Source organism: Arcicella sp., from assembly GCF_964672035.1.
Window position 1 is genome coordinate 20,691 of the sequence record NZ_CBABQS010000025.1, and the last position, 20,285, is coordinate 40,975.

Genomic DNA, 20,285 nt, shown 5'->3' on the forward strand with positions numbered 1-20,285 from the left:
ATTCGTAAATTGCGAATCAGTTACTCTATTCTTACACATTCCAAGGTAAATTACGCTACGAAATATGTCAATATTAGCATTCCAAATGCCCGACAAAGTTGTCATGGAAAAAGCCGACGACTTTCACGGGTTATTTGAGTTTAAGCCACTCGAAAAAGGCTATGGCGTTACAATCGGTAATGCACTTCGTAGAATCTTATTGTCTTCTTTGGAAGGCTACGCTATCACAAGCGTAAAGGTTGGGGGAGTGTTGCACGAGTTTTCAGCCATTGAAGGCGTGATTGAGGACATGACTGAGATTATCTTGAACTTGAAAAAAGTTCGTTTTAAGAAAAATCAGGAAATCCTTGAAAACAAGATTAACGTCAGAGTTAAAGGTCAATCGACTTTGAAAGCAGGTGATATTTCTAAATTTACAAATTATTTTGACATCTTGAATCCAGAATTAGTAATCTGTACGCTTGACGAATCAAAAGAGTTTGAAATAGAAATCATCGTAGAAAAAGGTCGTGGCTATGTACCTTCTGACGAAACAAGAAATACTGAACCTCCATTTGGACACATTCCGATTGATGCTATTTATACGCCCATTAAAAACGTAAAATTTAGCATTGAAAACACTCGTGTTGAGCAAAAAACGGATTATGAAAAACTGGTAGTAGATATTGAAACTGATGGTTCAATTCATCCAGAAGATGCGTTGAAAGGTGCTGCCTACATTTTAATCCAACACTTTATGTTGTTCTCTGACCAAACAATGACTTTCGAGTCAATGAAGGCTGAGGAAGACAATGTAGTGGATGAGGAAATGTTGCACATGAGAAAGTTACTGAAAACGCCATTGGCAGATTTAGATTTGTCAGTACGTGCTTACAACTGTTTGAAATCAGCGGATGTGAAAACATTAGGCGATTTAGCAAGATTAGAAATTTCTGATATGATGAAATTCCGTAACTTCGGTAAAAAATCATTGACTGAATTAGAGCAATTAATTGAAGATAAAGGTCTTCACTTCGGAATGGACGTTGTTCGTTACCGTTTGGACGAAGATTGATATTGATTTGAGAATTGGAAGTATGGAATGCAGATTTAGGTCTGTCCATACTTCCAATTTTTTATTTTAACTAAACGTAGTAATAGGTGAGTTGATGTGAATCAACTTAACCGCAATGATGGGTGGTTTTTCGTTGGAAACTCTATTAGTCATTTTAAACTTACACAAACACAATGAGACACGGTAAAAAAAACAACCATTTAGGTAGAACTGCTCCGCACAGAGCGGCAATGTTGTCGAACATGGCAACTTCATTGATTCTTCATAAAAGAATTGAAACAACTGTAGCGAAAGCGAAAGAATTGAGAAAGTATGCTGAGCCTTTGATTACAAAAGCAAAGACTGATGATACTAACAACCGTCGTGTTGTATTCTCTTATTTACAAAGTAAAGAGGCCATCAAAGAGCTTTTTGGTATTGTGGCAGAGAAAGTAGCGAATCGCCCAGGGGGTTATACAAGAATTATTAAATTGAACAATCGTCTTGGTGATAATGCTGAGATGTGTATGATGGAGTTAGTTGATTTCAACGAAACGATGCTGTCGGCTGCTACCGAAGTAGTTGCAAAAACTCGTCGTAGTCGTAGAGGTGGTGCTACTAAACAAGAAGAAACTGGTGAAGTTGATGCTACTTCAGTTGCGGTTGCGGAAGAGCCTTCAGCTGAAATTGTAGAAGATGAAACTCCTGCTGCTCCTGCTATTGAGGAATCTTCGGAAGAAGAAAAATCTGCAGAGTAATTAGCGATAAAAAGTGTTTTGATAGAGGGCTTCGACTTAGGTTGAAGCCCTCTTTTTTAGTAACTTTTTTTAGAAAGCTATGTAAATAATTAAGCGGTTAATTTTGAAGTGTGAAATACTGCAAATTTTGATTATTTTTGTTAAACCTTAAAAATCAATGAATAATGTGTTGATCAAAGTCTTTACATCAACAAACCAGTATGCAAATAAAATGGATAAATTTAAATATGGACTATCAAGTCTAATCCGTGTCTTTTGAATGAATTTGCATCATTTCTTCCTCAATAAATAATTATTAGCAGGTAAGAGAAAATCTCTTACCAACCACAACAAATAAAATATGGAACGTTTCACAGGTCTCATTGGAATAGTATTGATTTTGGGCATCGCCTATTTAATGTCGAATAATCGTAAAGCTATTAATTACCGCACCGTTGGGATGGGATTGGCTTTGCAGGCTGGTTTAGCACTTTTTATCTTAAAAACATCAGTTGGAGCGGTAGTTTTTTCTACTTTGGGAAGTTGGGTTACTCGGGTAATCAACTTCAGTACGGAGGGGGCAAAATTTGTTTTTGGTCCTTTGGCAGATGTGCCATTGGTGACTAAAGCCTTTGGCGGGGGAGGATTCATTTTCTTCTTTAATATCATTCCTACCATTATTTTCGTAGCAGTTTTGGTGAATATATTTTACCATTTGGGGGTTATTCAAATCATTATCAAGTATTTGGCAAAAGGTATGAAAGCTTTAATGGGGGTTAGTGGTTCGGAGGCTCTTTCCAATATTTCAAGTGCTTTTGTGGGACAAGTAGAAGCTCAAATTATGATTAAGCCTTATTTGAAAGGCATGACCTTGTCTGAATTAACGGCTTCAATGTCAGGAAGCTATGCTTGTATTGCGGGTGGTGTCATGGCAACATATATTCAATTTGGCGTACCTGCTTCTTATTTGATTGCTGCCAGCATCATGGCGGCTCCGGGTGCTTTGGCAATTTCAAAAATAATTTATCCTGAAACGGAGGAATCAGAAACGAAAGGAACGGTTACGTTGAAGGTTAAAAAAGAATATTCTAACTTGATTGATGCTATTTCAGCGGGTTGTTCGGACGGCTTGAAAGTGGGCTTGAATGTGTTGGCGATGTTGATTGGTTTCTTGGCTTTAATTGCTTTGGTGAATTTTATTTTCAGTAAAGTAGGAGGGATGTTCAATTACTCAGATTTTAGCTTAGATATACTTTTGGGCTACTTATTTGCAGGTTTTGCTTGGTGTATGGGTGTTCCGAAAGCAGAGATTGTGCAGGCTGGTTCATTGATGGGAACGAAATTGGCGGCAAATGAATTTGTGGCTTATTTGAAATTGGCACCGATGATTAAAGCAGGTACATTGACACCTAAAACAATTGCCATTGTAAGTTTTGCTCTTTGCGGATTTGCCAATTTTGGCTCGTTAGGGATTCAAATTGGGGGTATTTCAGCCCTCGAACCAAGTCGCCGTGCTGATTTAACCAAAGTGGCGGTTCGTGCTTTAATTGCAGGAACTTTGGCGAGTTACATGTCGGCAACTTTGGCGGGAATATTATTTTAAGAAGATACTATTTCACAAAATTCATCGTTAATTTTGCAATTCAATGCCAGCCTACATGGTTGGCATTTTTTTGATAAATTCCATATATACTCAAGAATCATAACCACGATTCTATAAACAAATTAAAATGGCAAATCAACTGAGTATTTTATCCTCTTTTACCCATATTACACGAGAAATTGAAGGCATTAATGCTATCGTTTCGGTACAATATCCCGAACTATCTTCTTTTCAATCCATAAGTGATTCATTTTCAAAGGTTTTTGGGAATAAAAGAGCCGTTTATTTGGGAATTACTTCAAACCATATTTGGCATATTCAGACCGTAGGGGAAAAGATTGTGGAGAAAATTTCATTTAATATAAATGAAATTGATAATATTGATGTGGTAAGTACCACTTTAACGGGTCAGCGTGAAGTGAAATTACCGCAGATTAATATCACAACTAAGAAAATTACTTTTGAAACAATTAAGGAAAAGATTATTAAAAAGACAGTGAAAAAAACGATTGAAGTACCTGTTTTTCAGGAATACAATTTTACTTTATTTCCTGTAACGTTTCTGGCTAATTTAAAATATAATCAGAGTCAAACGGAAGTGCTACAATCTGCTGAGATGAAGCAGAGTGTAATCAATTTTACGAAGAACCTACAGTTGAAAATTACGGATAGAAAGATGATGGAGTAACGTTAATGAAAGGAAAGGAACTTAAAAAAGGCTCAAAATTTGTCGTAATTTTGAGCCTTTTTTAAGTCTATTTTTTCCAAAACCGAAAAAAAGCGTAATTACAAAAACTGCTCAATCCTGCCAATAAATGCCAGACAGAATGCCCTTGATAGAGTGAATGAGGGTCGCAATTTATTTTTTGCACATCAATTGTTCTGATTTTGATAGCAATGGTAATTAATACTAAACTTAAAATCCCTAAAATAAGGTGTCGTTTTTGAGGAAATTGGAAGTAATTAATACCGATTATAATTAACATCAACAGGATTAAAATTGGCACAAGAATACTACTTGAAATCAGCAAATGGATTTGATAAAATGCCAGAATGATGACGACCATGATGGCAATCCAAATTTTCTTGGCTTGTTCTGATAAATTGATTTTATGAAAAACATGATATAGGCCAATACTCACCAAAGTAAGAGTAATGCTATACGTTCCATTCATATCTACCCGCTGCCCCGCCCAAGTGAGAGAAGCATGAAAAAAGGCACTTCCAAAGCTCAAATAGATAAAACAAATGCCCATTAAAGCCGATAATAATGGAAAATTTGCCAAACGATTTTGGAAACTTCTATTCTTTGAATCATCCCAAGCAATCTGACAAATCAATACGCCTAAAAAGAAATACACCAAATTTGAATAAGTATTCATGGATTGATGAAAGAGCTTTTCTGGATTATTAAACTCACAATATTCACCCGTTAAGGCGGATTTGCTTAGGGTCATACCTTCCCAAATGCTTCCGTTGAGGATTTGGTTTAAGCCAATCCAAATTAGTAGCATGAAGGCGGTAATGAGCGTTGAGCGGATTAAGATTTTTTGCATGATATTTTATGGAACGCAGATGCCTTCGGCAACACAGATTTAAAAGTATTTTCTTTGTGGGTATTTCTGAATTACTTTTAACGATAAATATTAATTATATTGTTAAAAAAATCTACGAAAATCTGCGTTCCAATTCCAACGTTACTTTATATTATCCAAATTATAGTGCAACCCACGATTTTCATGTCGTGCTCTGGCGTCTTTAATAACTAAATACGCTACATTAATCATATTGCGTAATTCACAAATTTGTACGGAAATTTTTGACTGTTTATATAATTCTTCGTGTTCAATATAAATCAATTCCAGACGGTCGTAAGCACGTTTTAAGCGTCTGTCCGTCCGTACGATTCCCACATAATTACTCATAATTGACTCTAATTCACGGGCCATTTCTGTTACTAACACTAATTCTTCGGGATGCGTCGTACCATCATCATTCCAATCAGGAATATTGGTGGGTAAAACATTGTCTTCAAAGGTTTCGATAGAGGCTAAAAATGCACGATGAGCATACACGATTGCTTCAAGTAATGAATTGGAAGCCAATCGATTAGCGCCGTGTAAACCCGTTGCCGAACACTCGCCAGCAGCGTACAAAAAGCTGATATTTGTCTGCGAAAATTCATTCACTTTCACTCCTCCGCAAAGGTAATGTTGAGCAGGAACAACGGGTATCATGTCTTTGCCGGTGATATCTAAACCGAGATTATCCTTACAATAGTTATAAATCATCGGGAAGTGATGCTTGAAATCTTCGGGTTCGAGATGGCGAGTGTCCAAATAAACATGATCAACCCCATTGATTTTCATTTCAGAGTCAATCGCACGAGCAACAATATCACGAGGAGCCAGCGAAAGGCGTTCATCATAACGTTCCATGAAAGTAGTTTCGTCAAAATTTTTCAAAATGCCACCGTGTCCACGAACTGCCTCAGAAATGAGGAATGAAGGTTTTTTGCCAGGTTGATACAAAGAGGTTGGATGAAACTGGATAAATTCCATGCCTTCTACCAACGCCTTTGCTCGATACGCCATAGCAATTCCATCGCCCGTAGCAATCGTTGGATTAGTAGTACTTTGATAAACCTGTCCAATACCTCCCGTTGCCAAAAGGGTAGTTTTTGCTAAAAATGTATCTGTTTTTCCCGTCAAAGTATTGAAAACGTACGCTCCAAAACACTTTTTGTTGGGTGTATCTTTCGTGATTTTTTCGCCTAAATGATGTTGGGTAATTAAGTCAACCGCAAAATAATGCGTAAAGAAATCCACTGATTTAAAGGCTTTTACGGTTTCTAATAATGCTCTTTCAATTTCGTTGCCGGTGGAGTCTTTGTGATGTAAAATTCGCTGGTCGGAATGACCGCCTTCTTTGACTAAATCATACGTTCCATCAGCTTTTTTATCGAATTTTGTTCCGTAAGAAATTAATTCTTTTAACCGTTCTGGAGCTTCTCTGACTACAATTTCTACGGCCTGACGGTCGGATAAAAAATCACCCGCTACCATGGTATCATCAATGTGTTTTTCAAAAGAATCATCATCTTTCCATACCGTTGCAATGCCTCCTTGAGCGTATTTTGTGTTGCTTTCTTCGGCAATGGTTTTGGTGATAATCGCAATTTTAATGTCTTTGCCTTGTTCTTTAAAATAAGTTGCAATTTTGGCGGTATAGGATAGCCCTGCGATTCCAGAGCCAATCACTAAAAAGTCGTATTGGGGCATATTGTTTATTTGTTATCAGTTATTGGTAATTAGTTATTGGTTGTCGTAAATTTCGATAAATCTGAGTTTTTAAATACCCATTTAAACTTACAATTAAAGCTAAACGGATAGCTAATAACTGATAGCCAGTAACTAATAATTTACCAACAAAGCTAATGCCTTTACGGTTTAAGAAACACAATTTTATGGCTAAAATTTCTCTAATCCATTGATAATTACTAAATTCGATACTCAAAAAATAAAAATTGTAATTTTAACGCACATATTTAACCAAAACTCAGTAAAATTTTATGGAAGAATCAACGCAACGTAATGGCATCTGGAAAGCAGGAGTCGCAATCTTGGCAGTATTAGCTGGGATACTTGGATATTTATTAAATGATGCCAAAAGCATGAATAAAAACCAAGAACAGGTGATAAATCAAAAAGTAGAAGAATTAGCTTCTGCAAGGGTTCGTTTAGATTCTGTCGGGTCGCAATTGGATGCTAAGATTGCACAAATCAAAGTTTTGGGAGGTGATGTTGAATCATTAGAAGCAGCTAAAAAACAGTTGGAAGCGGATAAAGTTCAATTGAAGAAAGTGAATGCTTTCTCTAAACAACAATACGATGTGAAGATTGCTGATTTCGTTACTTTATTAGCAGCAAAAGATGCTGAATTGGTTCAATTGAAACGTGAAAATACAACTTTAGTTGCCAAAAATAAAGACTTATTTACGCAAAATAGTACGCTTACAAGTGAGAACATGGGTTTGAAAACGGATAAGCAAGGGTTAGCAGATTCGGTTGATAACGCCTATCGTCGCAACCGTGAATTAACGGCTAAAGTGACTCGTGCATCCGCTTTACAGGCACAATTTGTACAAGCGATTGCCCTTTCGGATAAAAATAAAGAGCGTGATGGTGGTGTTTATCGTGCTTCAAAAGTGGATAAAATTAAGGTAATTTTTCAGTTACAACCAAATCCAATTGCTAAACAAGACACAAAAACTATTTTCATGCGTGTACTTGATCCAGATGGAGCGATGTTGTATGATTCGGCAGTGGGTTCAGGCAATTTTGATTTGTTCGGAAAGGAATCAACCTATACGGTAAAAAAAGACATTCAGTTTCAAAATAACGGACAAGGCGTTGAAATTATTTATGGTCGTGGAACGGCAATTCAGTATCGTGAAGGACATTATAAAATAGAATTATATTCAGAAGGATTTAAGATTGGAGAAGGTAGTTTTGATATAAAATAAAGATTTTAGTTTTTGAGAAAACGCCCAATAATTTTGAGATTATTGGGCGTTTTTTATGTTACTTACATCAACGGGAATTCCCCTTCCTCATGTTTCTCTGCCATTTCCACGTAATGCAAAGCGCCTAATTTCAGCATTTGAGCCTGTGTTTCTGAAAGTTGTCTAATCACTTTTGCGGGTATGCCAACTGCCAAAGAATTATCAGGAATTATCATTCCTTCCGTCACTAAAGCACACGCTCCAATGATACAGTTTTTCCCAATTTTTGCTTTGTTCAGCACCGTTGCTCGCATACCGATAAGCGAACCATCACCCACGGTTGCTCCGTGAACAATTGCTCCGTGTCCAACCGTCACGTCATTGCCAATAATCGTTGGGTCGCCAGGGTCAGCGTGGAGAACGGCAGTATCTTGAATATTGGAATTATCACCAATGAAAATGGCTTCTACATCCGCCCGAATCACAGCGCCATACCACACGGAAACATTTTTTCCAAACGTGACATTTCCCATCACAGAAGCATTAGGCGCAATAAATGGTTTATTTTTCATAATCAACTTTATCAACTTATTCAATTCGTTTCATTTTGTGTAAAAGTATTAACATTTGAAGAAATAGAGGTGCAAAACCACATAATTAATGTTTTAGTATTGCGTATTTTTGTTATTCGTAAAATTTACTAATTTATAAATTGCTGAAAATGAAACATTTGATTTTATGGTTAACTTTTATAAGTCCTCTACTTTTAAAAGCCCAACAAAAAATTCCTTTGGATAATATGGCTTTCTGGAAACCATCTGAAAAGACTAATTGGCAAATTGCAGGAGATGTAACGGCCGATATTAATCAACACGGAGTAATGACTTCATCGGCTGGTAAAGGGATTCTCGTGAATTTGCCCGTTGAGAAAAATAATGCAAACTTACAATCTGTGGCAGAATACGGCGATGTGGATGTTTCCTTCGATTTTATGATGGCAAATCATTCAAATTCGGGTTTTTATCTGATGGGACGCTACGAAGTTCAACTCCTTGATAGTTGGGGAGTGAAAAACCCATCGACTGGCGACTGTGGCGGTATTTATAAACGTCGTCGTTATGAAAACGGGAAAGAAATTCTTTGGGAAGGGCACGCTCCACGTCTCAACGCCTGCCTTGCGCCAGGACTTTGGCAGCATATTGATATTTCATTTCAAGCACCAAAATTTGATGCGTCGGGTAAGAAAACCCAGAATGCAAAAATGTTATCAATTACGTTGAATGGCTATTTGATTCAAGAAAATGTGGAATTGACAGGGCCAACGGGTGGTCCAATTGATAATAATGAAGCGGCGATGGGACCTTTCATGATTCAAGGTGATCATGGTCCGGTGGCTTTTAGAAATTTTGCCATTTCAAATTTGAGTGGAAAGCCAGCAGAATTATCGAACGTTTCTTACAAAGTTTTTTATGGTAGTTTTAAAGAACCCAAAGACTTTTTGAACAAGAAACCCGATGCCACAGGCTCAATTGATAAATTGACTTGGGATGTGAGTAAACAAGAAAACGATTTTGCCCAAATCTTTAATGGAACGCTCAAAATTCCAGTCGCAGGACAGCATCGTTTCACGTTTCAAATTGGGGGAAAATATTACGTTTCAGTCAATGGAAAAGAACTTTTGTCCGATGCTTGGACTTCTTCAAATGACAAAAGAACTGCTACAATAGATTTACCCGCTGGCGATGTGCCTTTGGAGATAACCGTCTATAAAACCGATGGTTGGATGTCTCCAATTTTAGGAATGAATGTACAAGGCCCTAATTTTAGAGGTGTTGGTTATCATTCATTGGGGTCAATGTTGGCAACCGCTCCAAATGATCCCATTTTCTTGGATGCCAAAGAGTCTACAATCATACGCTCGTTTTCGGATATTGTGAAAGATGGCAAAAGACAAAAACGCATTACACACGCAGTGAACGTGGGTAATCAGGATAAACTGCATTATACTTACGACCTTTCAAATGGAGCAATTGCCCAAATTTGGAAAGGAGATTTCTTGGATACTTCCCCAATGTGGGACAATCGGGGAGACGGTTCTTCTCGTCCACGGGGAGCAATTTTAGCCTTAACGGATGCACAAATTTTTGTTTCAAATGATTCAAAAGGAACATTTACCGAAGCACCCATCGAAAGTTCAAATTATCGTGGTTTAGGCTACGATTTGAATGAGGATAATCTCCCAACTTTTCGTTATAAAATTTATGGTTCGGACGTGGAAGACCAAATCAGAATTACCGATGGAAAATACCTGACTCGTACTTTAAGTGTAAAAAATGCAAATGCCACAAAACCAATGATGTGCCGTTTGGCAGTTGGTTCAAGCATTAGCAAATTGACGGATGATACATATCAAATAGATGGAAAAAGTTATTACATCAAAGTGCCAGCAGGAACGGTAGCAACCATCGAAAAGTCAGGAGAAAATACGATACTTTTAATGTCTGTAAAGGATAAAGTTGAGTATTCGGTTCTTTGGTAATCTTTTGTACAACGGGTTTTAACCCGTTTCAAAGGGAATTTCACGTAACATTATTCATTTATTAAAAACATGAAAATAAAATCATTCATACATACCTGCACGCTCCTCACATTAGCGTGCTTGACCACAGGAAGCATTTTTGCCCAGGGAACTGAACCTACTGAAAACGATTATTACAAAATCGTAAAACTCCCCATTCCCGAAGGCATTGTGTTGGAAGTCGGAGGAATGGCAAAAATGCCCAATGGCGATATGGCAATTTCCACTCGTCGAGGAGATGTTTATATCGTTGAAAATATCAACGGGGGAACACCAGTCTATAAAAAATTAGCTTCTGGATTGCACGAAATCTTGGGGCTTGCCGTTAAAGACGGGGTAATTTATGTGGCTCAAAGGGGCGAATTGACCAAACTAATAGACAAAAATGGCGATGGTAAAGCCGAACGTTATGAAACGGTTTATGAAATTCCCATCTCAGGGCATTATCACGAATATTCTTTTGGACCTAAAATCGGTCCTGATGGCTCTTTTTATGTTACGGGAAATGTGGGTTTTGGAAATTCTGATTGGTGGGCAGGAAAATCTTTTGTGCCTTGGAGAGGTTGGACGATGAAGATTTCCGAAGATGGAAGAATGACTCCTTTTGCCGCAGGAATGCGTTCACCTTGTGGCATTGGCATGGTTGATGGTGAGTTTTTTTACGGAGATAATCAAGGCGATTGGATGGGTTCTGGCTTTATTTCGCACGTTGAAAAAGGCGATTTTATGGGGCATCCCGCTTCGTTGGCTTGGGCAGACCGTCCAGAATCGCCCGTGAAAATGCGTAAGGAAATGATTACTGCCAAAGTTGACCCTCGTGATAATCCAAATGTAAAACCCGAATATGTCAAAAACGAACCCATGACTACGATTTATGAAATGGGTAAATCGACTTATCCAAACATGGGTATCAAAGCTCCAGCGGTTTGGTTGCCGCACGGTGTTTTGGGCGTTTCGACTTCGGAAATTATTACGGAAGATACCAAAGGAAACTTCGGGCCTTTCGAAGGACAATTATTCGTGGGTGACCAAGGAATGTCTAAAATTGCGAGGGTATTTTTGGAAAAAGTGGCCGGAAAGTATCAAGGAGCTTCTTTTGATTTCAGAAGTGGTTTTCGTTCGGGAGTATTGCGGATGGCTTGGGGAAGCGATAACGCTATGTATGTAGGCGGCACAAACCGTGGTTGGGGTTCGGTTGGAAAGGAAGATTTTGGCTTAGAACGTTTGGTTTTTACGGGTAAAACGCCCTTTGAAATGAAAGCCGTAAGAGCAATGCCAGATGGTTTTGAGATTGAATTCACCTCTCCTGTCAATAAGAAAACGGCTGAAAATGTAAATAATTATGATGTTTCGAGCTACGTTTATAAATACCACCCCGTTTATGGAAGTCCCATCGTGAACCGTAAAGATAATGCCGTGAGAGGCGCAAAAGTATCTGAAAATGGTCTGAAAGTTAGACTGGTCGTGGATGATTTACGGGAAGGATACGTGCATGAAATTAAGCCCGAAAGTGTGCGTTCAGCGAAGAATAATTTACCAGTATTACACGCTTCGGCATACTATACTTTAAACAATATTCCGAAAGGCGAAAAGGCAAATATTGCTTTGGTAACGCCCAAAACTCGGGCAGAACGTGAGCGTGTGGATGCGGGAGCAAAAGCAAATACACCCGATAATCAGATGAAAGAAGCCATGCCAACTACGGCGGGCGTAGCGGCGGCAACGAAAGGAAAATCGAATACTAAAACTACTTCTGTAACGCCAAAAGTAATGAAATTAGCAATAATGACGGATGCGGAGGCAACAAAATTATTGACAAAATATACGTGTTTGGCTTGTCATAAAATAGGCGAACGTGCCGTTGGGCCTTCGTATAAAGAAGTAGCCAAACGCCATTATACCAACGAACAAATTGAAGCCTTGATTTACGAACCAAAACCAGAAAACTGGCCAGAATTGACACCCATGGCACCTATGACTAACGTGCCAAAAGGAGATGTAAAAAAGATTGCGGCTTGGATTAATTCTTTGGGAGGGAAGTAAGAGTTGAATTTTAGAAGTGCTTATAAGAGGAAAGTTTTACAGGCGCTTCTGTGTTTGTAAAAATAATAGTTTTTTTGTAAAAGACTGATTCAAAACTTTTCTGAGGACTTCCTTAAAAACTGTCAAATGATGTTGTCGTTAGGTGAATAAATCTATCTCGTATAAGCGTCCTTCGTTTGTACGCATAGAAGCATCCACACTAACAAACAAAAAAGGTTCAAGCTCATCGGCTTGAACCTTTTTTGTTTGATAAATCCGTGATTATTTGTAGGTTTGAATATAAACGCAAACTTGATTTATGAAAAAGTTACAAAATGGCTTAATGATTTTAATGCTAATCTTGACAATAACTGATGGTTTTGCTCAACGAAAAGTTGTTATTCAAAATCCCAATGAAGCCGAAGTTATCGGACGTGAAATTGAGGTTTTTGAAGACAAAACTGCCTCTTTAAATTTTGAAGAAGTACATAAACGTTCGGATATCGACGCCCGTTTTACGCAAAGTATTCAACCAAACCCTAATTTTGGCGTAACGGCTTCGGTCATTTGGGCGAGATTTATCTTGCAAAATAAATCTTCCCAAAAACTGTATCTCGAAATCTCCGAACCCGTCATTGACTCAATTGATATTTATAGAATTGATGCAAACAATAACATAACGCACAAAAAATCAGGGGTTTATGTACCTGTTTCCGAGCGAGATTTTCATACTAATTTCTATTTATTCGACCTTAATCTCAATTCAGAACAAACCTGTACTTATTATATTCGTTTTCAAAATTCTTTACCCCTGCTTTTTCCTGTGCGAGTCGCTCCGCTAAAAGTATATTTTGAAGACAACCATCCAAAGGATTTAATGCAAGGTATTTATTTAGGAATTATGCTGGTCATGGCTATTTTTAATTTCTTTATCTATTTCACCGTTCGTAGTAAAGAATATATTTATTACGTTATTTACGTTTTCTCTTTTGCCTGTTTTTTTGCGTATAATAAAGGCATTGGACACGAATTTGTCTGGAATAATGCGCTATGGTTTAACCGAATAACCCCTATTTTTATCTCCTCAGGCGTATCATTCGGTTTATTATTTGCCAATACTTTTCTGGATGCTGACCGCTATTTTTCTGCTTCTCAAAAAATCACCAAAGCACTCATCGGCCTAATCGTACTTTGTTTAATAAGCCATTGGGTAGGCGTGGGTGCTTTGAGCATTACTTTATTGCATTTCGTGGCGTTTTTTATCGTTATTTATGTATTAATGATTGCTACGTATGTGTGGCTACAAGGTTCGCAAACGGCACTATTTTTCCTGATTGCATGGTCGGTTTTTTTAGTGAGTGCCATGATTTTTATTATGCAATTATCCAATATTTTACCAAGTGATAATTTTACCAGAAATGCCTTACAAGTGGGTTCTGCCTTGGAAGTGGTGCTACTTTCCTTCGCTTTGGCGTACCGGATTAATAGCGACAGAAAAGAAAGAACCAAGTACCAAGCGGAGGTAATTCGACAATTACAAGCCAATGAACAAATGAGAAGTCGCATCGCCAGAGACTTACACGATGATATTGGATCAACGTTGAGCAGCATCGGAATTTTGAGTCAAGTCGTTGAAAATCAGATGGGTAAAAGCACAGATTCGGTTAAAGATATGGTTCGTAAAATTGGCGAAAGCTCTCAGAAAGTTCAGCGTTCTTTGAGTGATATTGTGTGGACGACCAAACAAACTGAAGATGATTTTGATAATGTTTTGGTGAAAATGAAAGAATTTACTTCCGAAATGTTAGAGATGAAAGACATATTTTATCACTTCAATTCCGACAACCTTCCTAATATAAAATTCTCACCTTCAAAGCAATACAATTTCTATTTAATATTTAAAGAAGCCATCAATAATATCGTAAAATACTCGAATGCCAATGAGGTAACGATTGATTTAAACCGAAACGGCGACATCCTCATCTTAAATATTACCGACAACGGCATTGGATTTGATGAAAATAATATCAAAACGGGCAATGGCTTGGGCAATATGCGCAAACGTACCGATAGTTTAGGCGGAGAAATTGAAATTCATTCAAAAAGTATGGAAGGTACCACCGTTAAGTTGAAAATTCCGGTAGAGGGGTGAAATAATAAATTGCATTTTTATCATTTTCCCAAAAATAGTCTAATTAAAAACAGGAATAATCTTATAATAAAAATGGCTTTTATCCGTTGATTTACAACAACTTAGCCTTTAAAACGGCAAATAATACTTCCAAATTAATTCTTCATTATTTTTTCCTTCAAATAGCACTTTTCTAAGAAAATATCCGTACCTTTGCACCCTGATTTTATGAATCTAAAATTATATCAAATCAATCTAAAGTTAACTACCAAATTGAATTTGATACGTCTGATTAAAAAGACAATATTTTACAGATTTTAAAGCATTTTTTGCTGAATCAGAAATCATCAAATTTTCAAATTGAATTCATGGAAAGCATCCGTAACATTGCCATTATCGCCCACGTTGACCACGGTAAAACTACCCTTGTCGATAAAATCATCCACGCTTCAAAGTTATTTCGTGATAACCAAGAATTCGGAGATTTAATCCTCGACAGCAACGATTTGGAGCGTGAACGTGGTATCACAATCGTTTCAAAAAACGTATCTGTTCGCTATAATGGCGTAAAAATTAATATTATTGATACACCTGGTCACTCCGACTTTGGGGGTGAGGTTGAGCGTGTATTGAAGTTGGCTGATGGTGTTTGCCTTTTGGTAGATGCTTTTGAAGGTCCAATGCCACAAACTCGTTTCGTATTAGGTAAAGCACTTGATTTAGGATTGAAACCAATCGTAATTATCAATAAAGTAGATAAAGAAAACTGTCGTCCTGACGAAGTACATGAGCAAGTTTTTGACTTAATGTTCAACTTAGGAGCAACTGAAGACCAATTGGATTTCCAAACGCTTTATGGTTCGTCTAAACAAGGATGGATGAGTACAGACTGGAAACGCAGAACGGAAGATATTACCGAATTATTAGACGTAATTATCGCCAGTATTCCTCCAGCAGCAACCAACGAAGGTATTCCACAGATGCAAATTACATCATTGGATTATTCATCTTTCGTAGGTCGTATCGCTATCGGTCGTGTGCATCGTGGAACTTTCAAAGAGGGTATGCAAGTAGCTTTAATGAAGGCAGACGGTTCGGTAAAAAGAATGAAAATTAAAGAACTTCAAGTATTTGAAGGTCTTGGAAGGATAAAAGTAAGCGAAGTTTCTTCAGGAGAAATTTGTGCAATGACGGGTATCGAAGATTTTGAAATCGGTGATACAGTTACTGATTACGAAACACCAGAAGCATTACCAAGAATCTCGATTGATGAGCCAACCATGAATATGTTGTTTACCATCAATAACTCGCCATTCTACGGTAAAGAAGGTAAATTTGTAACCTCTCGTCACTTACGTGATCGTTTGTTCAAAGAAACTGAGAAAAACTTAGCCTTGAAAGTTCAAACAACAAGTTCTGAAGATAAATTCTTAGTATTTGGTCGTGGTATTCTTCACTTGTCGGTTCTTATCGAAACGATGCGTCGTGAAGGATATGAATTACAAGTTGGACAGCCACAAGTAATTTTCAAAGAAGGTGAGAACGGCGAACGTTTAGAGCCAGTTGAAATCTTAGTAGTTGACGTTCCAGAAGAATCAGCGGGTAAAGTAATTGAAATTGCTACGCAAGGAAAAGGTGAATTGTTAATCATGGAGCCAAAAGGTGATTTACAACATTTAGAATTCAACATTCCTTCACGTGGTTTGATTGGTATGCGTTCAAGAGTATTGACTGCTACTTTCGGAGAAGCAATCATGGCTCACCGTTTCAAGGCTTATGAACCATACAAGGGCGTAATTGCTGGACGTATCAACGGTTCATTAATCTCGATGAATTCAGGTGCTGCAACGCCATATTCAATTGATAAATTACAAGACCGTGGTGTATTCTTCATCGACCCAACGCAGGAAGTTTATACTGGAATGGTAATTGGAGAACACAATCGTCAAAATGACATCGAAGTCAACGTTCAAACTGCGAAACAATTAACGAATATGCGTGCTTCTGGTACGGATAATAACGTGAAAATTGCGCCAAAATTGAACTTCTCTTTGGAAGAATCAATGGAATATATCCAAAAGGATGAATATTTAGAAATTACACCAAAATCTATCCGTATCCGTAAAATTTTCTTGGAAGCAGGAGAACGTAAACGTATGGGAAATAAAATAGAGATGGTTTAGTTTTCTGATAAAAAAATAGATTTTCAAAAGCCTTTGCCTCGTGTGAAGGCTTTTGTTGTTTAAAATTAAAAGTATTTTAGATTTAAGGTATCGGTATAAGATTTGTAAGTGTAAATTTGTAAGTATTGAAATAATGTTGTAGGACATCACAACACAATCATAAAAATTTACACGCAGTCAAAATTATTTGCGGATAACTACTGACTGATAACTGATAAATAATAATGGGTTTATTTGATTTTTTTAAGAAAAAAGAAGTTTTAAATACCGAGGAAAAAGAAACCCTCGATAAAGGATTAGAAAAAACGAAAGAAGGAATTTTCTCGAAACTTAATCGTGCCGTAGTTGGTAAGTCGAAAGTTGATGAGGAAGTGTTGGATGAATTAGAAGAAATCTTGATTACGTCTGACGTTGGCGTGGATACAACCCTCAAAATTATTAAAAGAATTGAAGAGCGAGTTGCAAGAGACAAGTTCCTCAATACCAGTGAGTTAGATATTATTTTGCGAGAAGAAATCGCTGAGTTATTAGCACAAAATAAATCAAACGATATTGAAAATGCTTTTAAAATTCCCGACGTAAAACCTTATGTAATTATGGTGGTGGGCGTAAATGGTGTGGGTAAAACCACGACTATTGGTAAATTAGCATCGCAATTTCATAAAGCAGGCAACAAAGTAATTTTGGGTGCGGGCGATACTTTCAGAGCCGCCGCCGTTGACCAACTCAAACTTTGGGGGCAACGAGTGGGTATTCAGGTAATTGACCACGGGATGAATACAGACCCCGCTGCGGTGGCTTATGATGCTGTAAAACAAGCAGTTGAACAAAATGCCGATGTAGTAATCATCGACACCGCAGGGCGTCTGCACAACAAAGTAAACTTGATGAACGAACTTTCAAAAATCAAGCGGGTAATGCAGAAATTTTTGCCAGACGCACCACACGAAGTACTTTTAGTATTGGATGGTTCAACAGGTCAAAATGCTTTTATCCAAGCTCAAGAATTTACGAAAACGACCGAAATTACTGCTCTTGCCATTACTAAATTAGACGGAACCGCCAAAGGAGGCGTTGTTATCGGAATTTCTGACCAATTAAAAATCCCCGTCAAATACATTGGCGTAGGCGAGAAGATTGAAGATTTACAGGTTTTTAACAAGAAAGAATTTGTAGATTCGTTGTTTAAAAGAAATTAATATTCTCATGAAAATAAAATACATCTTCATTCTTTATTTATGCTTCCTGACAGCACTTTCTTTCAGCCAAAAATCAAAAAAGAAGATAACCAGGAAAGTAAAACGAGTAAAAATAATTGCTCCCAAAATTATTGAACCTAAAGATTCGATCGAAACGCCGAATCAGGGAATTTGCGGGTCAATTATTTGGAAATCAGGCAATTTAATGCCTTCGCCCGACCTGCAAGTACCGAAACCAAAAGCTGTCCAACGAGAGCTTTTGGTGTACGAACTTACGAATACGCAACAAGCAACCTTGCAAAATGGATTCTACAAAGCAATTGTAACGGGTTTTGTTAAATCCATAAAATCTGATGCGGATGGGAAGTTTTGTGTAGAATTACCCGAAGGCAAATATTCGCTTTTTGTGAAAGAGGGAGAAAAAGGACTTTATGCTAATCAGTTTGATGCGGATGGAAATATTTTTCCAGTGAAAGTAAGTAAAGATAACCTTTCAGTGATTGTGCTTACGATCGATTATCAGGCGAATTATTAATGAATATTCAAAGAAATGCCCAAATTATTGAATTTGGGCATTTCTTTGAATACTATATTGTTGAAACTTATTTCTTGAAACTATCCTTCAAACCAACGGTACGATTGAATACCAAATGTTCAGCCGTTGAATCCGTATCTAAACAGAAATAGCCTTTTCGCATAAATTGATAATTCGTTCCGATTTTAGACTCTTTCAAACTTGGTTCAAGATAAACGTGGGGTAAAATTGTCAACGAATCTGGATTAATAAATTTCTTAAAATCATCTCCTACCTGCGAAGCATCCTCCAAAATCAATAATCTATCGTATAAACGAACCTCGGCAGTAATTGCGTGAGGTGCTGAAACCCAATGAATTACGCCTTTTACACTAATGCCCGAAGTATCCGAACCCGAACGGCTTTCTGGAAAATAACTACAATGTAATTCCGTAATATTGCCAAATTCATCTTTCACAAAATCATCGCATTTGATAATGTATGCTCCTTTCAAACGTACCATTAAACCAGGCCCAAGACGGAAAAACTTCTTCATGGGTTCTTCCATGAAATCATCTCTTTCGATATAAATCTCACGACTAAAAGGCACAATTCGATTGCCTGACTCGATATCTTCTGGATTGTTTTCGATGGACAATTCTTCCGTTTGCTCCTTTGGATAATTGGTAATGACCACTTTTAAAGGGTCAAGCACGGCCATTACACGGGCCGCTGATTTATTCAAATCTTCTCTCACACAAAAATCCAAAACGCCTACGTCAATCAAATTTTCACGTTTGCCAACGCCAATTTTTTCGCAAAAATTACGAACCGATGCAGGCGTAAACCCACGACGGCGTAAACCCGAAATAGTAGGCATTCGAGGATCATCCCAACTTGAAACGATGCCTTCTTGTACCAATTGCAATAATTTACGCTTACTCATCACGGTATGCGTGAGGTTTAAACGGGCAAATTCGTATTGTTGAGACGGGAAAATATTTAATTTTTCGATAAACCAATCGTACAATGGACGATGCACATCAAACTCTAAAGTACAGATTGAATGTGTAATTTCTTCAACCGAATCCGACTGTCCGTGGGCAAAATCATACATCGGATAAATACACCAAGCATTACCCGTACGGTGATGTTCGACGTGTCTGATACGATACATGAGTGGATCTCTCATGTGCATATTTGGGTGAGCCATGTCGATTTTTGCTCGCAAAACTTTCGCTCCATCCTCAAATTCTCCCGCCCGCATACGGGCAAACAAATCAAGGTTTTCAGCAATTGGACGGTATCGAAATGGACTATCATCACCTGACAAATTTGGATTTCCTTTTTGAGCCGCAATCATCTCAGCGGGTTGGTCATCCACGTAAGCCAAATTCTTTTTGATGAGTTCTACCGCAAACTGATAAAGTTTTTCAAAATAATCTGAGGCGTATAATTCTTGGTTATTTGTCCAATTAAAGCCTAACCATTTTACATCGGCTTTAATAGAATCCACGTATTCAGTTTCTTCTTTTTCAGGATTGGTATCGTCAAAACGGAGATTGGTTTGTCCGCCGTATTTTGCTGCCAAACCGAAATTTAAACAGATAGATTTTGCGTGCCCAATGTGTAAATAACCGTTTGGTTCAGGTGGAAAACGGGTAAGAATACGTCCGTTATTTTTACCCGCTGCTAAATCTTCTTCTACAATTTGTTCAAGGAAATTCAGTGATTTTTTTTCTTCTTCTGCCATGCGTTCGTTCTTTATCTATTATTTAGTT

General features: G+C 37.6%; 15 protein-coding genes. 11 read left to right on the top strand and 4 right to left on the bottom strand.

The window, feature by feature from the left end; genetic code table 11:
* Positions 1-64 precede the first annotated feature (64 nt).
* From AC1W31_RS09300 to AC1W31_RS09315, 4 genes are all read left to right on the top strand, one after another.
* Positions 65-1,054 carry a DNA-directed RNA polymerase subunit alpha gene (locus tag AC1W31_RS09300; RefSeq protein ID WP_481734157.1) on the top strand — a complete coding sequence of 330 codons (990 nt, stop codon included), beginning with the start codon at positions 65-67 and terminating at the stop codon, positions 1,052-1,054.
* A 173-nt stretch (positions 1,055-1,227) separates the two neighbouring features.
* On the top strand, positions 1,228-1,791 hold the full coding sequence (rplQ, locus tag AC1W31_RS09305) for a 50S ribosomal protein L17 (protein ID WP_481734158.1): 564 nt from the start codon (positions 1,228-1,230) through the stop codon (positions 1,789-1,791).
* 340 nt (positions 1,792-2,131) lie between these two features.
* A complete protein-coding gene (locus AC1W31_RS09310; protein ID WP_481734159.1) occupies positions 2,132-3,373 on the top strand; it encodes a NupC/NupG family nucleoside CNT transporter in 1,242 nt (413 codons plus the stop codon).
* A gap of 127 nt (positions 3,374-3,500) precedes the next feature.
* Positions 3,501-4,061 (top strand): hypothetical protein, encoded by a 561-nt coding sequence (locus AC1W31_RS09315; RefSeq protein ID WP_481734160.1) that lies wholly within the window; start codon positions 3,501-3,503, stop codon positions 4,059-4,061.
* Positions 4,062-4,128: 67 nt separating this feature from the next.
* Here AC1W31_RS09315 and AC1W31_RS09320 read toward each other — a convergent pair whose 3' ends face one another.
* The gene (locus AC1W31_RS09320) at positions 4,129-4,929 is read right to left on the bottom strand and encodes a ceramidase domain-containing protein (RefSeq protein ID WP_481734161.1); all 801 of its coding nucleotides are present in this window, start codon (positions 4,927-4,929) and stop codon (positions 4,129-4,131) included.
* 141 nt (positions 4,930-5,070) lie between these two features.
* A complete protein-coding gene (gene nadB / locus AC1W31_RS09325) occupies positions 5,071-6,654 on the bottom strand; it encodes an L-aspartate oxidase (protein ID WP_481734162.1) in 1,584 nt (527 codons plus the stop codon).
* 290 nt (positions 6,655-6,944) lie between these two features.
* On the opposite strand from nadB, the gene AC1W31_RS09330 reads away from it, so the two are divergent.
* On the top strand, positions 6,945-7,898 hold the full coding sequence (locus tag AC1W31_RS09330; protein ID WP_481734163.1) for a hypothetical protein: 954 nt from the start codon (positions 6,945-6,947) through the stop codon (positions 7,896-7,898).
* A gap of 62 nt (positions 7,899-7,960) precedes the next feature.
* Here AC1W31_RS09330 and AC1W31_RS09335 read toward each other — a convergent pair whose 3' ends face one another.
* The gene (locus AC1W31_RS09335; RefSeq protein WP_481734164.1) at positions 7,961-8,449 is read right to left on the bottom strand and encodes a gamma carbonic anhydrase family protein; all 489 of its coding nucleotides are present in this window, start codon (positions 8,447-8,449) and stop codon (positions 7,961-7,963) included.
* Between the two features lie 149 nt (positions 8,450-8,598).
* Here AC1W31_RS09335 and AC1W31_RS09340 point away from each other — a divergent pair, with 149 nt between their 5' ends.
* The 6 genes from AC1W31_RS09340 to AC1W31_RS09365 all read left to right on the top strand — a co-directional run bounded on the left by AC1W31_RS09340 (position 8,599) and on the right by AC1W31_RS09365 (position 18,525).
* Positions 8,599-10,416: a 3-keto-alpha-glucoside-1,2-lyase-like domain-containing protein gene (locus tag AC1W31_RS09340; protein WP_481734165.1), complete on the top strand. Its 1,818-nt coding sequence runs from the start codon at positions 8,599-8,601 to the stop codon at positions 10,414-10,416.
* A 69-nt stretch (positions 10,417-10,485) separates the two neighbouring features.
* Positions 10,486-12,498: a hypothetical protein gene (locus AC1W31_RS09345; protein ID WP_481734166.1), complete on the top strand. Its 2,013-nt coding sequence runs from the start codon at positions 10,486-10,488 to the stop codon at positions 12,496-12,498.
* 298 nt (positions 12,499-12,796) lie between these two features.
* Positions 12,797-14,629, top strand: coding sequence for a sensor histidine kinase (locus AC1W31_RS09350; protein ID WP_481734167.1), 1,833 nt, complete (start codon positions 12,797-12,799; stop codon positions 14,627-14,629).
* 347 nt (positions 14,630-14,976) lie between these two features.
* Positions 14,977-16,791 carry a translational GTPase TypA gene (typA, locus tag AC1W31_RS09355; protein ID WP_481734168.1) on the top strand — a complete coding sequence of 605 codons (1,815 nt, stop codon included), beginning with the start codon at positions 14,977-14,979 and terminating at the stop codon, positions 16,789-16,791.
* 224 nt (positions 16,792-17,015) lie between these two features.
* Positions 17,016-17,990, top strand: a complete 975-nt coding sequence (ftsY, locus tag AC1W31_RS09360; RefSeq protein WP_481734169.1) for a signal recognition particle-docking protein FtsY — start codon at positions 17,016-17,018, stop codon at positions 17,988-17,990.
* Between the two features lie 7 nt (positions 17,991-17,997).
* On the top strand, positions 17,998-18,525 hold the full coding sequence (locus AC1W31_RS09365) for a hypothetical protein (protein ID WP_481734170.1): 528 nt from the start codon (positions 17,998-18,000) through the stop codon (positions 18,523-18,525).
* Between the two features lie 67 nt (positions 18,526-18,592).
* Here the strand turns inward: AC1W31_RS09365 and AC1W31_RS09370 are convergent, their stop codons facing one another.
* Positions 18,593-20,257 carry a glutamine--tRNA ligase/YqeY domain fusion protein gene (locus AC1W31_RS09370; protein WP_481734171.1) on the bottom strand — a complete coding sequence of 555 codons (1,665 nt, stop codon included), beginning with the start codon at positions 20,255-20,257 and terminating at the stop codon, positions 18,593-18,595.
* Positions 20,258-20,285 lie beyond the last annotated feature (28 nt).